The following is a 20,175-nucleotide window of genomic DNA, read 5'->3' as shown; positions in this document are numbered from 1 at the left end:
AAACTTTTAGCAAAGTTTCTTAACACATTGCTTTTCCATTAAAGTCTCGCTATGACTCCAATGCTCTCTGTTGAGAGTCGAAGTATTTTGACATCTATCTAGAGAGATAGGAACTGCCAGAGTGAGAATGGCGATCGCCATTCTCTCCCTCAGTTATCAGTTCACGTGAGCAGTGGCAGATGATGAAAAGAGCGGAGATCTCCGCTACCTTCGAGCATCCATTAGCATGACATCAGCCTAACCGCAACTGTGTTCAATCTGCTTTGCCCCACCTTACTGCTAGCCAGAGTTCTTCCATCGAGTTGTCATTGAAGTAAAGCGTAAATTGACTGATTGGGGCTGGGAGTGGAATGTTTGTCAACTTGCCTGTCCTCAAATTTCCTAAACCTGCATCTTTGAGCAAGCTATCTTTACTGCCTGTACCATCTGCGTTGGTGCTGATATCCACCGTATTTTTCACGGTTTCAGCAAAGAAGTCTAACCGTTTAACTGCTTCCAGATGCCCCTGACTCCAGAAAGGATAATGCTCTGCTCTAAGATTCAGCGTTAGCTCTGCTGTCTTAGTCTCTCCTTCAATTTTGGCACTCTTAAACTTTGCCCATTCTGTGGGAAATTCATGGCGCAAGGAGAAGAGCCGCACAGAACCAACTGTCTGAGCTGCATCGATCTGTTCTTTTACATTGGCAATCGCCGCGTTCTTCAGCAACCTTCCACCATCACGAGCGGTATAGCGCATATGTAGGATGACATCAGTAATCGTGTCGTAGTCGAACTGAAGCGGATCACCCTTGCTGGGATTAGCAGGAAGTTCCAGTTTCCATTCACTGATGGCTCCTAAACCTTCAAAGGGTAGGTAGCGATCGTCACGCAAATTCGTCTCAAATAGCCCGCTGTCAGACTGTCCGGTGCTGGTGACAATAGATTGGAGGTTGCCAAAGGAATCAATGAAGCGATCGTCCTCGCTGTCCTCACGCGGATAGTTACCATCCTTTAACAGGGCGTTTTTGCGAATTGAGCTTTTCAGCAGCGTCAGCGTACAATTCACGCTGGTATAGGAGCCAGTCACACAAGGAATCGTAACGGCAACAGTTTTGATGCGCCGTAGGTAATGTCCGGGACCATCCATATCGAACAATTCTTCGGGGAGGGAAACTGTACAACTGCCAGTAGTGCGTAATTGCAGCAATGCGCGAGGACTCACTTGAAGCAGGCTAATGTGTTTAGTCAGTTCCAATTCCCGCTTGTTGTTCTCGTGGTAAGCCATCTCCATCCGCTTCACATCGAGATAGAGCGCCTCACCCGAGAGTAAGCCTTTACGTCCACCATCCCAGTAGTTGAATTTGATATAGTCAGTTGCATCCACTTCGGGGCGCATTAACTCTCGCTTCATGGTTTGTTCTGCTTTACGAGCCGTATCAAACGCAAAACGGTAGTACTCGTAGTAGAGGCGCGAAAGTTCACCCTGCATCCAGGCATAGAGTTCTTGATTGGTAAACTTCTCGTTTAGGAAACGTTCAGTCTCCTGTGACTGCTCGATCTGCTGTTGGATGGTCAGATATTCGTGATGGGCAATTTGTTCTGCAATTAGAGAAGTGAGAATTTGTCGTCCAATCTGCATCAGTTCATGGGCAGCAAGATTGTACTGTAAAAGCCAATCATCAGCCCGACGTTCATGCAAAGCAGTTTTGGCTGCAATGTTGGCTTGTTCCTGATTATAGACAGAAATCATCCTCAGGATTCTGGCTGCAATCTCAACCGACTTGGTGATTGCTGTGCCAACTTTGACATCAATCGTTCCACCCAATCCCCAGAAATGCAAATTACCTTTTGCGTCTGGAATAAAAGCTAATGCCGCCCCGACTGCTTCCACAACAGAAGCAGCCAATCCTGTATCCCTTGCGGTCGGTAGGAGCGTGTTTAACTCAGCATCTTCTTTGCTGTTCAGGTAAAGTGCCCCTTGCCCTGATGCACCAGACTGGTTAGAGGGAGAAGAACCTCCAGCGATCGTCAGATTTGGCAGGGTCTGAAGAGCCAGAGTTTTATCATATTGTCCAACCAGCGCGGCATAGTTCTGATCAAAATTCTCCTCGGTCAACGATAAATGCTCGAAGTCCAATGGTAATGTATCTAGTGCATTAGTGTCGGCTGGTAATCCTAGCAATCGCTGGTAGTAGTGGAGTCGCTCTAAAGCTGTTGCGCGGCTAGTGAGGAGAGAGCGTGTAGATTCCTGTGCTTGCTTCCACTGCAAAAAGCGCACATCTTGGGTCATCTGCTGAATCTTGATTTCGTGGCTCTGGCGTAACAGTGCCAACTGCTCACTCTCGCCTTTCTCAATTGCAGACAACAAAGCTGAACCGAGGCTCCGCACTTCTGCACAAAGTTCCAGAGCCTTCTGGATGATTAGTGGAGTTCGCACCGGACTGGGGGGTTGATTTAAGCCATTGATGACTGAACCAATATCAATGCCTGCGGCGGCGGCTTTAACCAACATTCCAGGGTCGATCGGTGGGTCAAACAGGGCAAGCTGACGGAACACCCCTTCGATATTCAAACAATTACGGATCTTGAACAGGCGGTCGCCCACCGTATCCCAATAACTCAGCAGCTTATCGTTACGCGGAATGCAGAAATACAGAGTGCGCCCGATGCCAAATAGGGGAGCAGCTACACCTGGATCAGACGATTGAGTTTGCGGCAATCCCAGGTTGAGGGGAAACTTCCCTTCCAGTTCTACGAGGGCATTGCCCATTGGGTCGAGTCCCTTAGCTTTAAGCTGAGCAAAGGTTTTAGGTTGAACTTTTCCTAGTGATGGAATACGCTGTGGGCGTTCTCCTAGTAGGTTTGCTGCTAGCACATAGATTTGGGTTGCTTCGTTAATCGATTCGATCGTGTCTTGCCGGAACAGACTGTCGCCCCAAGCGATCAGGTTGTCCAGATACTTCATTACCACACAGTACTGATAGGCAATCTGACGAGTTCGCGCTACAGCATGGGGTTGAAAGGGTTTGTTCTTAATCGCTTCATAGCCGGACAAAACTTTTCTTTTCAGGTCTTGCTCAGTTGAAGAACATTCAGCATCTGGCTTGCTAAGCAACGTTAGCAGTTCATCAATTTGCTTTGCGCCATCCGCCTTACGGAAGGCAAGAAACTTCCAGAACCGCTGTGGAGTCGGTACTGAAGTATCGGTGCAGGTGGGGTCAAAGATAAAGTGGAACCACCGTTGAGCTTCGGCAAATCGCTGATTTTTGCTGAGATGAACCGCGATCGTCAGCGGAATGTGAAATAGCAGTTCCCAGTCGTAGTTGGCATAAGGACCACCATCCCGCAGATCAATCTCCTTCGGAAAGTGATTGATGTGGGTGAGAAAATCTGTCAACTCTGTGTAGAAGTTATCAAAGAATTCAGTCGTTAGACTTTGCTGATAATTTGGGTCTAGTAGCCCAGGAACCGATGCCCGGTTCACCTGCTGAATCAACTCACTGACAAAGGGATGGAAAAAGTTTTCAAAGGTATAAGTAAAGTCCTCCCACTGTAACCAGGTTAGTTGACTGTTCACCAGCGCATCTTTGTAGTTATGAAATCCGAATTGCGCGATTGTATTTGTTGCCATAATCTTGTTTCTCCTTAGCGTGTCCGAATGACATTGACTTGACTGCCCGCTGGACCAATTTCTTGATTGCCAAAACGCACAGTTCCCATACTTCCAACTCCCCGATTGATATAGGCATCTTGCGTGACATATCGCTCGATTGGTGACGGATCAACAACTCCGAACCCTGGTTGTTTAATCACAGGACCAATCGGATCAGGAATCACCTTCACGGGTGGAAGCACCAATGGCGGAATGTCGAGCTTTCCAACAGATGGAGAAACAACAACACCGAAGTCAAACCACCAAGGAATTTGAATAATCCGCTGTGATGTCGTTACATAAAAGACATGACGACTATCCCAATAAAAGAAGGGAGCATCCCAGGGATTTCCAGTCAACGGATGATGGGGATCGAGTGTGCCAGCTCCGATGCTGTTTTTAAGAATGGATTGAGTAATGCTGGAATTGGGGTAGTTGATTTTGAGCGTGTCTGTCCCTGTATCAAGTATTCGTTTGGGAGCAAAATGGCGATTCTTTTTCTCATTCCTCAGTTCTGGTGAACTGTGTGTGTTGTACAGGAAAAATGAAGCTCCCGCTCCAATTTGATTACTGACGATGATACGTAAAGTGTCTTCTGTCCAGAAAAAGGCAGAAAGCTGTAGCTTTGAGCGATCGAAAGCATTTGTCCCAGAGATATCATACAGACCTAAACCGAGCGGTTGAGCGACATCTGAGGTGCGGACGGGTTGCCATTTGCCGTTGAAATACTCACTCCAACACAGAACAGCCTGTACTGTCATCTGAGTAGCAGCTTGGGCATCGTTCCGAGCACTTTGCTTGGTTTCACTTAACGTGACATTGGCTAGGGTCTTTTCCTGGTTATTGTTACCTGTTGGACCAGGAGAGGACGCCACTTTAGAAGTATCCAGTGGGGTTTGCTTGATAATCCGAAGCCAGAACAGGAAGAGGCGATCGCGCCACACCACTGGTAGTACTGGATTATCTTCAATATCAAGCTTGATTTGCTCCCAGGGTGTCCAGTAGCCATATTCACGCCGACGGTAGAAGTACTTGCGACTGGCTCCTGTGGTACGAGCAACGACATGGGCAATATCATCAGCCGTCCCTGGGTCATTTTCCACATAATGAATGCCGCAGGGTTCCAGCTTTGCGACCTCCTCTAGTTTAGTCAGGTAGTTGAGTAAAGCTTCGGCTGCCCGGTCTTCAGTGATGTCTCCCTGGAGCAGTTCGCTCATGGTTTCTTTGAAGAAGGGCGACTGGTCATCACGCAATTCTGGTTCCAACCAGTTTTCTGGGTAGAGAAAGACCTTTCGGTTGGCTTCCCAAACGCGATAACGTTTCATCCATTCCCATTGCTTTCGTTGCTTTGATTGAAAAGATGAAGGTGCAACTCGTGGTTCTAGATTCATCAAACAACGTTCAATGAAAAGCTGCACGGATGAAAGCGCGTGACGAATGCGGGATGTTTGCATACAGGGTTCCATCTGCACATCCATTAGGAAGTATTCAAACAGCTTATCGGGTGTATCGATGTGAGCCGTTGCAGGGTTACTCCGCATTTGATGCAGGATGTAAGAAACCAGAGCATCTCGCTGGAGCCGACGCATTTCATCGTTGATCGGTTTCAGAACCTGAAGCCAGGTACTCTCGTCATAACGGGCACGCAGAGCTGCCTGGAAATCGCGGACGGTTGCGGCGGTGGGTTCGTTGGTCGTCGCTTGAATCAGTGCAGTTGCCGGAATACCGATCTGCCTCACAATCTGGTAGGCATTGTAAATGCGATCAAAGGTTTCAATTTGACTCAAATCGCCAATGACTTTACCAAAGTGAGTCAGCAGCGCATCAAGCGAGTTGGTTTCCCATCGAGTCAGGCTAAACAGCAAACTAAATGGCAAACTATTAGGGTTCGGTGTAGTTGTCGTTAGGTCTTTCTGGATTGGTGTTGCCGGGTCTTTGAGAACTGTAAGCAGACGCTCGTCGTCGGGGGAAAGTTCAGCTTTGATGCGAGCAAAGTCAAGCAAGCCATTGAAAGCTGTAAGAAGGGCTGTGGAGGTGGCGTTGTCAGGACTTCCGGTAACGGGCAAATTGTTCAACCACCCCTGACTATTAATTTGGTAGCTGGCTTGGGCAGCAAGGTAAGCGATCTCATTTGCCGTCAGTTTTAGTGCAGTCGCCAATGACGTGACTTTCAAAAATCGGATATATGCAGTGCGAAGGCGTGAGGTTAAGGTGGCGGAGTATAGATATGCCGACGGAATCACTTCCCAACCCCGTCCCGCTGTTTGCCAGCGAACACTCAGGGTGTCCTTGATCTTTTCTGCTTTGAGGTCGATCGCATACAGTGTTCCTGCCCGTAACTCAATCGGGGTGCTGTTGCTCCAGCGCGTGCCATTTTGTGTCAGAGGAATGGGTGTACCTGCCAATTTCAGTGTTATGGTTGCCCCAGCATCGGCTTCAATCCGTAGGTTATAGAATCCGTTCTCCGGAGCTTCCAGATAGCCACTCCAGATACCGGAGATCGCATTAGCAGGGACTGAATTGGCAGGCAGGGGATGGCTCCCAGTTGCCGCATAGTTAAGGTTGGCTTCCGCATTCCGACTCAGATCGACGGCACCGGCTGCTGTATCGCGGAAGAAAAACTGTGCTGCCAGTCCCATTGTTTCCAGGGCTAGCAGGTCATTGAGTGCAGGTTGGGTATTGTTCTGAGCAGCATGAAGGACGGTTGCATTATCGACCAAACTACTGGCAAAACTCACGTCAGCTTTAGCGGCGGCACTGAGCACCTGCATTGCTTGTTGTTGTTTACGTCGCCGTTTTAGCTCTGGCAAAAAATTAGCTAAGAGAACGGTAGATCGTTGCTCAATTGAATTGTTAGCAGCTAAATAGGACTCCCTCTGTGGCGCAAGTACTGGGTAAAGCAGGAAAAATCCCTGAATGCTGTTTTGATTAGCCGTGTAGAGATTGTCTACTGCTGCTTGGAATTGGGCTGACACTCCTGGGACATTTTTGAGTGCATCACGCTTATCCGTAGCTAACACACCCAAGTAGGAGAGCTGATGAAGGGTATCGTCGTAGGTCAGTTGCCCCTGAGCAACATCTAAAATTGGTTTCTCCAGCGTTGATTGACCGTGGGTGTAACCGACAGAGGTTTTCAACTCTCCAAAAAATGCATAAGCTGCATATAGAGGTTGCAGTTCAGGATAGCGATCGAAAAATGGATTGATGGTCTGCTGGTTCTCGGTATAGAGGCTATCGACGGCGGCTTGAAACTGGGCAGTGACTCCAGCAACTGCCTTCAGCGCATCACGGAGCGTTGGGGTAAGAACACCCTTAAAGATAAGCTGCTTGCGGAAATCATCATAGGCAAGCCGTCCGGGGGCAACATCGAGAATGGGCTGTTCTAAAGTTGGCTGACCGTGGCTGTAAGTGACGGTGGTGGTGAGTGTGTTGCCTAATAGACCAAAGAAGAAGTCGGTCGCTTCATTGCCATAGACCAATGCCATGCGACTGTGGGCAATCTGACCGTCTGGATCGGTGGTGAGGGCAAATTCACTTTCAATCGCCGCAAAACCGGTTCGCAGCGATCGAGCAAACCCCAGAATTTCAGTCTCAGACGGCACAGACTTACCGCTGATGTCCTGATTCCAGATTAAATAGAGTGCCTGGACAGGTTTTAGGGAAACTTGGCGCAGGCGATTCACCAACTCAATCAATCGCAGGATGGGTGGATTTGCTGGATCGGGAGCAATGAAGGGAGTAAAGCCTGTAGATTGGGTTAGGAGCAAGAATTCCTGCACACTGAGTTTTAGTTTTCTTGCCAGCCAGCCATGCCGAAAGATACCGCTAATATTATCGAGATTCAGCGGAGTATTTGCATCGAAACCGAGCGAGGTAATGATCTGAGTAAACTCATTATCCGTTAACAGAAATGCTGCACGGAGCAACTCACGATGCGCTATGAGCTTCTGGGTATTATCTGTGAGGAAATTGCCGTATCCATCATCTGCAAATGCGCTGTCCTGCTTTAGGAGTGACGGACTCAGAAACATTTGGCGATAGAGGGATGTCATCCCGTGGGTATCGATCGCGGCAAAGCAAGCGAGCAACGACGGCAGATCCTTTTTCAAGTTCAGGTTCAGTAAATCCATCACCTGTTTGATGTAGCCCAGACGCGGCAGCAGTGTCAAAAAGCCTGTATCCAACCGCTGTAAGTTAACCGCATCATCGGCATCGTTAGGAAGTTGCGTAGTTGGGTAGAGAGCAGTAATTGTCTTATCTGTTTGCTCAATGGTCCATCCCAGCTTCTTCCAGAGGCGAATAAAGCGAATCAGACGGACATATTCAAAGGCACGCAGTTGATTGGTAGCGTTATCTGGTTTGGCATAGCGAAATTCAAGTTGATCGAACCGACAGAGATCGCTTGCCGCTGTGGGATTGGTTAACACAATCAAGCCCATGATTTTGGCATAGTTCGTGTCGTTTTTTACCCATGCTTTGATATCACCTCCATACTGACTCGCATCTAGACCCGGTTTCAGTAAGGCGTCAAACTGGGCATCGGTAATCGTTCCATCCTTAAAATTCTTCAAGGTTGAGAATGGCACACCCAGTCGTTCCAATTTGGGAATCAAATCAGAATTGGGATTGATAAATCGAGTTTTGAGGATTTCAATCAAGTCTTCATAAGAAATATCAATGCGACGGCAGAATGTTTTGGCATTTGCCAAAGTGGATTGGACATTTGCGATCGGTGTTGCTGGATTAAATCCATAGAGTTGCTGCAAGGTTAGGGTGCGATCGCTCAACAGCCTGTACTCAGTGCGGGAGAGATGTAACTCCTCCATCAAAATGTCACGCCAGCCATAGTCATCTGAACTGGCTCGATCGATGGCATCATTTTTGCGAAGCAGTTCCATCGCATGGGAAAGCGAAATCTCAAACTGGTCGAAATAGCGTCGCAGGTTTTCCAGGGGTTGATGAAAGGGCAGGGGAGCCGGAAATAAAGTATTTGCAAGGGTGGTATAGGCTGTGTCACTGACAAACTGGGGCGTTGCCAGCAGTTCTTCGGGGGTGACATCGTCTTCGGTGGTATGTCCCTTGTACTCGGTATTGATGTTGGGATCTGGGTTAGTGTCAGCGAGAGAAAGACCGTTAGTAATGTAGTACTCCAGCGTCTCATTGACCAGATCGATGTAGGGAAGTGGGGTGTTAGTGTTTTCGCAGGTCAGGGGCAGGTGTTGAATATCGGGACGGCGCTCCAGCAGAACAGATTGGGGATTTTCTCTTTCGTTGATTGGGCGATCGCAAAATAGCAGCAGATCGACCAGGTAAGCAGCCGGACTGAGGATAGAGCGGCAATGTTCGCAGGTGCAGTAATCCATCTCACCCAGAAGGTTTTCCAGGGTGGGGTAAGCGATGACATCACTTGCAGTATCACCTGTTGATGCTGAGATTTGGGGGTTCAGAATTTGTCCCCCAAGACCAATTCCGGGTGCCCGATTAGTTGTGAGATAGGATGTGGCAAGATTGAGCACGACATTATGTACTTGCTCCGATTTGGCATAGGTGAGTTGGGCAATCTTTTCGCCACCCAACGTTTCCTTAAACGTCTGCACAAACTCATCTCGATCGTAGCGATTGACAACCGCATAGGCAGAATCTAACCCCTGGCTCAATAGGGTGTTCATGACGCGATCGTTGGGTGTAATTTGATAAACTCTTTGAATTCGCTTGACTTCCTGCGCTACTTCGGGCGCAACTTGCAATTTATTTCGAGCAATATACTGTTCAACGGGCTGCATCCCAATCTCAAACTGTCCTTGCTGTTCCATGAGAAAAGTATGAACTTGTTCTCCTGCCCCGTTTTTAAGGGGAGTTTCGCCATTTTTTACCATCTGGGCAACAACAGCTGTAGGGAAACTCAGCCGTACTTGAGTTGCAAGCAATTCGCTATAGTTAGATCGCTTTTCTGCATCATCCTTTCCGGGAACTTCTTTGGGAACTGCCAGGTCTCCAATTAGGTTTTGCCAGTTCTCCGCACGGAAGTATCCCTGTTCAACAAGATTGACAACATTTGTCACTCCGTTTTGTCCAGCAGCACTGTGCAGTTTACGAATCAATGGCGCGTTGTTAATGGTGAGGTAACCGAGTTGACCATCAAGCTGTAAGCGTTGTCCAACCTGCGTTCCAAATGTATTTTGAACCGCTTGCCAGAACTGAGTTGAGTCCCCTCGGTGTTGGGTATAGAGTTGAGCAAACCGTTCTTGGTCAGCTTGCTGGTTGAGCGACACGGAAAGCATATCCTTCAGTGACGATACTCCCGCCACCGCTGGGCTAGTCAGCATTTGTTTCGCTGCCAATGCTTGAAAGCGTTCCTGAACCTGGGGAAGTTGATCCTTCAAATTGGCAGGAATTACACCTTGGTTGATCGCCTTCTGCCAAACTGTTTCGGTGGTTTTAGCATCCAGCTGATATAGAGCATTCTCATTCGCTGGGATACCTGCCCGAAAGAGAGCATAGAAGAAAGGGGAAGCAATTTGAACTTGACCGTTGGCATTAACGGTTCTGGCACTAAATTGGTCGGCAAGAGAAGCGATCGCGACTGCCCGTGCATCCCAACCCGTTTTGTTAGCGAGATAGGTAATATCCTTGCGATCGTCGGTTTCCTGCAAATCTCGTAAATTACCCTTAAACTGAGCCGTCAAATCCCGCATCAGGGTTTGATGCTCTGAGGCGAGGGCAGCATCAGCCGTTTCCGGTAGTAACACATTTAGCGTTTCATTGGTCGAGGCGTTGTAACGAACCTCTGATGCGCCTAGAAAGGTTTCACCCGCAAAAACCTGTGCCTGAAGATCTGGTTTTTGCTTGCCGCGTCGTTGTAAAGCAGACTGTTTGTATCGGACTTGATAATTGCCCTGTTCATTCGTTGTCGTTGTAGCAAGCTGGACATCCGCTCCAACGTTTTTGTCTATAATTACGACCCGCAGACCATTCACAGCAGGTCGATTACGGCTACGAACTTCTCCCTGAACGATAGGATCGCTTTCGCTAGGAGGTTGTTGCGATTGAACAACAATATCAACTGTTTCTTCGGCTTTTGCGTTATTTATTGTCGGCGAGGTGGCGATGACTTGCCCCTGGGGATCATAGACTCGAACAATTAAGTCGGCTCCCCCACGTTCGTTTTCGGAACGGCGAAACTGTTCAGCAGAGTAGTGAATTTCATAGTAACCATCGGCATTGGTCGTGGTTTCACCTAGAAAATCTTCCGATCGCACATCCTGGTCAAATGCCCGTACTTGGATGTCTCTGATAGGAGTGCGATCACTGGTCAGTATTCGCCCTCGTACCATGAATTGTTCGGGTTGATCAAATGCTCCCCATGCCTTTAGGATCTTATTTAATGCTTCGGCAGTGGGGGCATCAACTTCACCTATCGTCTGTAACCGAGATTGCTCCTGAAAAATGGCAACCAGTTTTGTGGTTACTTCCCCATAAATCCGAGCATTTTGCTCTTTACGAATCCCCTTCAGATAAGCCTGCATTTCATCAGAAGAAATGGAGCCTAGATACTGCCGATTTAGCAGCAGCAGTAAGCCATCCTGTAAGTTGACAACTTCTGAACCTTGACTATTGTGATTCAGGGGAGGCGCGATGGGTTTCATGGGTTGAATTCCTGGAAAAGTTGAATTAGAAAAAATACGCTATCAGGGATTTCAATTGACGGGGTTTGCGGCTTCCATTGCTCTGAGAACGTCTAGCAATTCGGGTTTGGCGTAAGCCCAGTTATGGCATTTGAAGCTGCGTATATGATCGATCGCCGTTCCACATTGAAAGCACTTCAAATCTGCGATCGCCCTGGGTGTTTCGGTGTTGACAAATTTCTGTTCGCCTAAAATGACACGGGCAATTATTTCTCGACTATGCACTTTATCCAATGCAGATGAGACGATATCGAGCCAGTTCGTTTCACGATCGCAATTGGTACAGCGTTTGCAATCGCCACTCACCCACAAAGGCAAGTCAATAGTTCTGGATGATATACTCGCTGGTTCTTCAATAATGCGTCCATCGATTTGAAATGTTTGCTGAGTCATGGTTAAAAGTTTCCAGAATCATAGTTCAGTAAGTTCTTTGCATTCAAACACGCTATGAGAGTGGACGATCTATTAAAAGCGCTATTAGGGTGCACTCATAAAAATGGGCAAGCATACTAGAATTCCAGACGGAAAAAGAAACCTTGAGATTGCAATGTATCAATTGCACCTGGTTGAAATACCCACTCCTGTGCACCAGGTGAGACACCAGCCGGAGGATTATCAATTGGACCAAGTCTCAATAATGGATTAGGACCTTGCCGAAGTCGAGCGGCAGTATCACGGGGAAGTGCAATACCAACAATTGCTGGTTGTTCTCCTGCTGCTCTAGAGGCGGCTCGATTGGCAAATACCCCAGCGACATCGAGGTTTGGAACAGTAAAGAGCCTTCCGCCAAAATTGCCGCCACCTGCTGATAAATTCCCACCCTGAGTTTCAACCATTGCTCGTGCTGTTTCCTCAGTTGTGCCATGTGCAAAAACCTCCATTGGCCCTTCAATTTCCTCAGCAGCACCTGCCTGTCTTGCCTGTTGGAGTAGTGAGGGCCGTCGTGCTCCAGCGCCACTAGATTGTGCAACTTGTGCTGGAGTTGGATTTTCAGGAGGCGGTGAAGTAGCAGTGTTACCACTGCCGCCTCTAGAAGGTTCTCCCCCAGATGAGCCAGAACTACTTCCAGAACCTCCATTGCCACCAGCAGCAGCCATCATTACATGAGTTCCAACTTGAACCTGCCGTGCACCTTGAACAACTTGATTAACCCTAGCTACACCTGTTGTTGCTTCAACAACTCGAGGTCCAGTTGTTGCAAGTTGGAGAGCCGCACGAGGACCACCCGTTATTGGTCCTGTAGGACTGACAAATCCCAATCCTATGTCAGTACCTGTTCCAATTGCTTCGGCTGTTTGCCGGCTAGCACCAGCACCCTGAGCAATTGCTGAAACTGTTTGTTGTGTAGCACTCCGCTCCTGCCTACCAGTGATTAATTGCCTAAGACCAGTTTGCATATCATCTAAGCCGTGTACCACTGCAATTCCACCCACCACTTGAGCAGCAACTGGAACTTCAACCTGAACAAATACTGCAGCTCCAACAACAGCTTGAGCAGCTCCTCCGACAACCCGCAAAGCACCCATAAAACGGTTCCAGGTGCTACTTTCTTCAGCACCATTTGGATCTTGAAAAATAACTGGATTATTTCTTACATAAACGTACAGATTCTCCTGAAAAGTTGGATCACAGCTGATCCATCGACCCAACCAAGGTGCATAGTACCTAGCACCATGATAGTAAAGCCAGGTTTCATGATCGCGTTCTTTGTCTGTGTAGCGGTAGCGTTTTAGACCTACTTCTGCGGCATCTCGTCCTGCCTGATAGGATGTGCTGCCGTAAGGATAGTATTCTTCGTAGGAGATGACACTGCCAGTTTCATCTAGTTCTAAACAAGCGGAGCCTAGGTGATTGTCGTGTTGATAACGAATCAGAGAACGATTGAGATTAGTGTTGTCTGTAGTGTCTAGTGTTTTGGTTTCGACCAAAGCAATTCGTCGCTTATCATCCATAATGTGCAGCGTTTCCCGTTCTAGCCTACGGGTACTGCCATCACTCTCATATTCTCGGTAAATCTCAAATCCACCCAGATAAAGCCGCTCTTGCATCTGGGTGGGAGTTGCACCTGCGGGGGCTTGCCGCTCAGTAACTTTCCGCACCCGCTGACCGCTGGCATCGTAAATGTAGTAGGTCGTTTCAGGTGTGCCGCCATTACTTACTACCTGCTTTGAGCTTGCCTGTAGTTGATCATGCTCATCCCACTGCATTAGGGGTAGATGAGGCATTTGAGTCATGTTGCCGTGGGCATCGTACTCGTAACGGGCACTCAAAACTCCGGGCAAATCTCCCGGTAAACTGGTGCGGCTGAGACGGTTGTTGACCTTTCCAATTTCAATTAAACTGGCTTCATTATAGGCATAGTGGCGTGTCCATCCCCCAGTTACTGCCTGGTGAATCATTTTAAGGATATTACCCACGACATCGTATTCGTAGCGTTCGGTGTAATTGCCCATCGCATTGCCATCACCAGGATGAGGCAGATTCATCCGAAATGCATCGTCGTGATCTGTTTGGCGAGGAGGGTTTAATGTTCCACCTGTTTGTCCCAGGTGTTCGCGTCCAGTCGCTTTTAGCAGACGGTAGAGCGGGTCGTATTCGTAGCTAGCACTCGGTTCTACCCGTTGATTGCGGAAATAGATGATGTTCTGGATATCGGCGTGGTCGTAGATGTGGGTGATGTTGCCGACTGGATCGTAGGTGTAGCGCAAATCCTGGGCACTCTGATTTTCGTCTTCGCTGAATTGGGGACGAATAGTGAGCAGGCGAGTTAAGCGAAATGTTTTCTCATCATAGTCGTAGCGAGTTCTTACCTGATTGCCGTATTCAATCAGTGTGCGTTGTCCCTTAGCGTTGTAGTTGATATTGGTAACGGCATGAAGATCAGAGGTAGACGGATTGAGTAATCCTGTCAGTGGTGTGGCTTGCCGCAACCACACATCCACCTTCTCCAACAAATTGGCTTTGTTATAAGCTGGTTGAATGATGTTGGGACGAATGCCACTATGATGAGGCGTTGTCAGTGCAATGGGACGATTGAGCGCATCATAGCGAGTGAATGCCATGAATTGCTCCGATTCCAGTTGAGCGTTGGCAGCAGTAGCGATCGTCCCTAACTCCATCAAATCTCGTAACGCCATCCAATCCGGCAGTTCCTTATAGTTTTGCGCGAACCGACGACTGCTCTGTAACAGATTGCCCTTAAAGTCATACCGCTCGTTCATGGCAATTCCTGCGCCATCGTAGTGCTGATACAGTTGCCCTCTGAGGTTGCGATCGACTTCCGAGTGCATCTCGCCATACACCAACCGTTCTAGCAATCGGGCGTCAGTTGTTCCCACCTGCACCAAGACATGAGTTGGACGCTGAAGCGCATCATAACGAGTGCTAAACATCCGGTTGAGGCTATCCCATTTGCGAATCGGATTGCCTGCCACATTGTTCAACATCCAGTGATCGCCTGCATCCATACTGCGCTGGCGGATCTGGTGTCCCAACAGGTCATAGTCATAGACCATCACCTTACGACCCAGAGCATCCGTCACCGATCGCTGATTGCCTTCAATATCCAGTTCCACCCGCGTTTCGTATTCCTGGGCAGTGCCATCGGTCGCAAGTCCGTTATTGGCGATCCTCAAAAACGTCCGTGCCAGGGTATCGAGATGGGCGATCGTCGGTGTATTCGCATGTTTTGCGGCTAACCAGGCAGCGCGGGTTTCCTGGTTGCCCGGTTCGGGTGCAGTGGGGTCAGGACTGCTGCGATCGCGATACCAGTCGCTTTCCAACACTGTGTCATTCTCATCCCAGGTGGTCTGCTGCCATGCATCAAACTCCACCTTCGAGAACGTGCCATTGGGTAAGTCTGTGCGAATCACCCGCTCCAACGGATCGTAATGAATGAGCGGCGTAACACCCCACTCCACCAAATCCGGCTCAGTCTCGTAGCGATGGTCTGGACTAAAAAATGGCTCGTACTTTTTAGTTGGTTTGCCCTTGTTGTTGAAAACTGTGCGTCCCGTCCCCACCCAACGCGGGTTCGCCGGCTCCAAAATCAGTTTGCCAGCAGCATCCCGCTTCAACGATCCATCCGGATTTCTGGCGGGTGCCAACCCCGGTTCCGCCTGCACTTTGGTTTGAATCTCCCGCCCAAACCCATCGGAATAGAGAAAACTGTGCTGGATTTTGGTCGGTTCACCCGTTGCCAAATCCGCCGTGTGGGTTTCTCGTGCCAGGGTATAGACCACCACAGGTTGCCCGATCTCTGATCCATCGGGTAAGACTTGCCGAGTGTGGTGATACCGATCCAGGTCGTACACCAGCCGCGTCGTTGCATTTGCCAGAATGTTTTGCGGGTTGGTCATCGGATTTTCAACATGATTGGCGATCGCAGTTTGATCCAAATCCGCGACAAAGCTTGTTAGGTTGTCACCTTGGTTTTCCGAAACTTTACCCATCACAGCCGTTCCCACCACCATACCTAGTGCATCAAACGCAACCCGAGCACGATTTCCATTGGGGTCAGTAATTTCTTCTGGTTGTAGTACCCGATAATTATTCCGAACTTGTACGGTGTTACTGAGCGGGTCAATTGTCTGCGTTACCAACAGATGGGAAGGATCGTAAGCACTGGTATAAACATTGCCAAAGGGATCTTTCGTTTGAGTAGAGAGATAGAATCTTGTCGGCTCAAAGCTTTGTCGTCCAGATGAAATCCACCAGTTCCCCTCCTGCTGAACGTATTTACCCTCTCCTAACAACAAGGTATTCAAATCGCTGGCATTAATCTTGCTGCCATAAATTTGTGTGAGTAATCCTGGTGTAAATGCAAGTTTGAGGCTTTCACAGGGTAATGCCAGAGACTCAACCTCACCTAGAGGTAGACAGGTTGGATCGAGAGTGTTTGCCTGACTATTGGGACGATAACGCGATCGCACCCGCTCAATTAAACGGCGCTGCCTGCCGCTTGTAGGTTGGTCTTCATAATTAACTTCACTCTCAAAGATGTGAACAAGCGTGCTTGGATCGCTCGGATCGGGTTGCACAAAGTCAGAAATCTGAAATCGACTGCCAGTTTTTGAATAGCCTGTTAATTCATAGGTGCGTGTTTCAATCGGTACACCAATTCGATACCAGGTTTCTTCATTGGGCTTATTCGTGACCTGATTTTCGGTGTATGTAATCAGGGTATTGCCCTGCTCTGGATAGGCAGGATTGCGACGGGGATAGGCGATCGCCACTGACTTTAGCCCATTGCCAAACTCATCTACCTCCAGCGTCATCGCATGGGTCACACGCGGGTCAAAAATCTTGCGTTTCTTCTTCGGATCGGGTTCTGGATCGGTGGGATCGAGGATGAAACTCCGCTCGTAGTGATAGTCAATCGTTTCGCGATCGTGGGCATAAAACACAGCATGGCGATTTGTTTGCCGCCCTTGAATTAAGCGGATTTCGTAATTGCGCTCTGATACACTATAGGGATGCTCTTCCTTATCTGAACCATCCAGTGCATAGATTTCCTGCCTCAGGATGCGTCCCTTGAGAGATCGCACGGCTTCTCGCTCTTCCTGAATTGTTATACCTGGGGGCAAAATCGTATCTGGCAGCAATGTAGTCTGAAACGCGGCTTCACGGGCTTGCTTTTCCGCCTCTGTAGCATTAGCGAGGATACGATACTGGGGTTCTCGATAGTATTCCTTTTCAGCAAAGAAATTGGAGATGCGATCGCGATCGATATAAACTCCGGTATGAAACCAAGTCTTCGTCAACACTGGGGGAACATGCAGCGCTTGCTCCAGCGCATTGGTTCCACCACCCTGTTGGAATACGCCATAGTCCTCGGTATCCCACTGCTCCACAAAACCAAACCCGCGAAACTCTCGCTCCTCCCCATCAAAATAGCCATGATGGTAGGCATAGCGAGTTACAAAGCGATTACCAGAAATATAATCCCGCGTTTCTACCCGCTCCACCACATGAACAGGAAACGGTAGTTTTGTAATCCAGGGTTTACCTGCTAACCGATCTTGTAGGTAAAACTTCGTAGAAGGCGCATACTGCACTATCGTTGCCGCACCCATGTTGTTGACGGTCTTGACTAACAGATGAGGCTTCTGCCCGCCCATCAAGTCGATATACCGCATCATACGGGGTGTGCTTCCAGGTAACGGTGAAGACCACACCAGGCAGGCAGTTCCATTACCTAACAAGTCAAGCGTTGTGACCGAAACAACATTATCGATCGCCGGAAAACTCTTCAAAACCTGCTTTTCTGCCCAACTATTTCCCGACTGGTTGAAATAAACCTGCACCCCGTTCCCACTCAAGTACAGAATATCTGTCGTCCCTGAGCCATCAATATCTGCCAGTACAATCCGGCGCTGATTAAAAAGCTCCAGCACATCAAACCAGGGGGCATTATCCATCGTCACCTTGGCACCAAACCGACCGTAACCCAGATTGGGCCAGTAACACACCTCACCATTGCGAATCCGCACAATATCCGTCAGCCCATCCCCTGACATATCCGCCAGATGAATCGACTGGGTGCTGTCTGCAAACACCACACGAACTCCTTTTTCCTCATCCCAAGGCTGGCGCACTCGCTCTGCTGCTGCGAACCCTTCTTCTGCGAGGGAAGGATGCCAGACAAAACATTCATCCTCGGTAATCAGGATATCGCTGTGACCATCTCCATTCAGATCGATGAACTTTAGATTTGGATTATCCCAATCCAAGATAGGCAGAGACTTAAAGGGAATAAAATTTTCCCAATCTGCATCCTGAGTGCGTTCGTAAAATCCTGGTGTAGTGCTCCGGAGTGTCACTAAATCTGGCTGACCATCCCCCGCCAAATCGAGAAACTGAGCGCCATTTGCTAAACCACTGACTGGTTTACTAGCAACAAGTTCAACTGGGGCAAATTGTGCTTCAATGTGTTCCTTGCTATTGTCTCGAACACTATTAATGGGACTGAGGTTGCGCTTGTAGAACCACCCATTCCCCTGCTCAGTCAAAATGCCCGACAATCCCTCTCCATCCAGATCCACCCACTGGTAGCGTGTTCCATCTAACCCTTGAGGCAAATTTTCCAGACTGGTGCGATCAACCTCTCGTACCGTCTCGTCAATGTCGGGTTCACTATACTGAAACTCCAACGGTGGCAGGGATTTTTGAATGTAGCCACCTGCCGGATCAGGTTTATATCCTGTTTGTGTAACTGCGCGGAGAAATGAATAGATTGGATTGCCAACCTCTGGATTTTCTTTGTATGAGTAGGTGAAGTCTGTTGATTTCACTAAGCCGTTATATCCCTGGGAATGATTTGGCACATCGGGAATATGATGAAACATCAGCACTCGCTGGCAGAGGCGGTAAGTCCGCACTTCAAACCCAGCCCGATAAGATGAAAACGGATCGCGACGGAGAGTCTCAGTTGTCCATTGCTCTGGCTCTTTAGAGATAGGATTGGTGCGATCGTGTTCTCCATAATCAAACACCACCTCAAACATCCAATCTTTGCGTAACCTTAAATCTTCATTGGCTTGCCGAGGAGTTTGATTACCGTATTGAATTCGTTTCAAGTACCGATTCGTGGCTCGGCTTTGTGGAGTTCGGTTCTGTTCATGCGCCTGCGATAAATTAATTCCAACGGAGTGTTCTGCATCCTCTGATTTGTATTGATAGACGATCGCATTGCCTTTGTCGTCGTAGCTCTCACAAATTAACCAGCTAAAAATGTGAGTAGCATGATTGGGATCAGCAATTCGACTTTCAGCCGTTTTACCGTAAAGCGTGGTAAGGTTGTCCTTTGAAATTGATCGCCAATGCGTCTCTCCCGAATCCACCTTTGTCCAGCGTTCAATTCGGGCAAACAACCCCTCAATGCGAGGACGATATTTACGAATCTGGTACCCATTTCGTACCGTTTCATCTACGGTGCCATCGCCCTTCAGCACAGGTACTAAATCTTCTGCACCAGAGAGGATAAAAACATCTGACTCCTCAGTGTCCCAATAGCGCGGTAACCCCTTGTCGGTTTTGCGAGTAATCGATGGCAGTGATAGACTCCAGCCCATCCCAAATATGCCATTGCCCGCTCCAGAGTCATAGGAGAGAGACAACTGCGGACCAAATCCAGAGCGACCAGGACTGATGGCGATCGGCACGCTCATAGAACCAGTACCAGTAACCGGGTTAGCAGCAAATTTCTCACCCATACCTTTGATGGCTCCTCCACCTTTGGGAAGCGAGACAGCAGGAGGTGGAGAGAAATAGCTTTTATCTGGTTCCGCTCCTGTGCCATTTCCTTGTTGGGTTGAAGAAGCACTAGGATTGGAAATCCGTTCTTGGTTGTTCATGGACACTCTCGCTAGGGGCAGGCGGTGTGCAATTTAACGAGATAGCTTTTCAATGCTGATGTAATTTGTCAAAACCGGAGGTTTTTTGTTGATAGACACCCTAACCGGAGGCATCGCCATTCCGGTATTCTTTTAACAAATCGCAACACTTTTAACAGACAGTCTTCAGGCTGTTTGACTAGTGATGCTCTGCTGGCTTATGGAGTCCTCCCTACCTTCATCGCTAGGGATTCAGACCTTGTTAATCAGTCGAGCTAAGTAGAATGGCACTGACTTAGGAGCCTTGAAATAAATTTCAGGCTCAAAGCTTAAGTAAGCTAAAGCTTACTGAATAAGCCTTTCAACCCGTTTTAACGGGTTTTAGCTTTTAGCCCGAACTTTAGTTCAGGGCTTAAGTCAGTGACATTCGAGCTAAGTATTATTTTTTAGGAAATCTAGCGAAACGATAGTACCCTCATGGGTACTCTTTTCAATCCCAGTTACTTTCAGACTATGCGATCGCCCT

At 48.4% G+C, this 20,175-nt stretch carries 4 protein-coding genes; all 4 read right to left on the bottom strand.

Translation table 11 applies throughout. The features are described 5' to 3' along the window. Window positions 1–253 precede the first annotated feature (253 nt). The 4 genes from MIC7113_RS31280 to MIC7113_RS31265 all read right to left on the bottom strand — a co-directional run bounded on the left by MIC7113_RS31280 (window position 254) and on the right by MIC7113_RS31265 (window position 19,670). On the bottom strand, window positions 254–3,610 hold the full coding sequence (locus MIC7113_RS31280; protein ID WP_015186197.1) for a Tc toxin subunit A-related protein: 3,357 nt from the start codon (window positions 3,608–3,610) through the stop codon (window positions 254–256). A 14-nt stretch (window positions 3,611–3,624) separates the two neighbouring features. Next, window positions 3,625–11,277 (bottom strand): neuraminidase-like domain-containing protein, encoded by a 7,653-nt coding sequence (locus MIC7113_RS31275; RefSeq protein WP_015186196.1) that lies wholly within the window; start codon window positions 11,275–11,277, stop codon window positions 3,625–3,627. 51 nt (window positions 11,278–11,328) lie between these two features. After that, a complete protein-coding gene (locus tag MIC7113_RS31270) occupies window positions 11,329–11,709 on the bottom strand; it encodes a hypothetical protein (RefSeq protein ID WP_015186195.1) in 381 nt (126 codons plus the stop codon). Between the two features lie 116 nt (window positions 11,710–11,825). Further along, a complete protein-coding gene (locus MIC7113_RS31265; RefSeq protein WP_015186194.1) occupies window positions 11,826–19,670 on the bottom strand; it encodes a SpvB/TcaC N-terminal domain-containing protein in 7,845 nt (2,614 codons plus the stop codon). Window positions 19,671–20,175 lie beyond the last annotated feature (505 nt).

It is taken from the genome of Allocoleopsis franciscana PCC 7113 (assembly GCF_000317515.1).
Taxonomy (GTDB): Bacteria; Cyanobacteriota; Cyanobacteriia; order Cyanobacteriales; family Coleofasciculaceae; genus Allocoleopsis; species Allocoleopsis franciscana.
The sequence above is the reverse complement of the archived record's forward strand: the minus strand, read 5'-3'. Positions and strand labels throughout refer to the sequence as shown.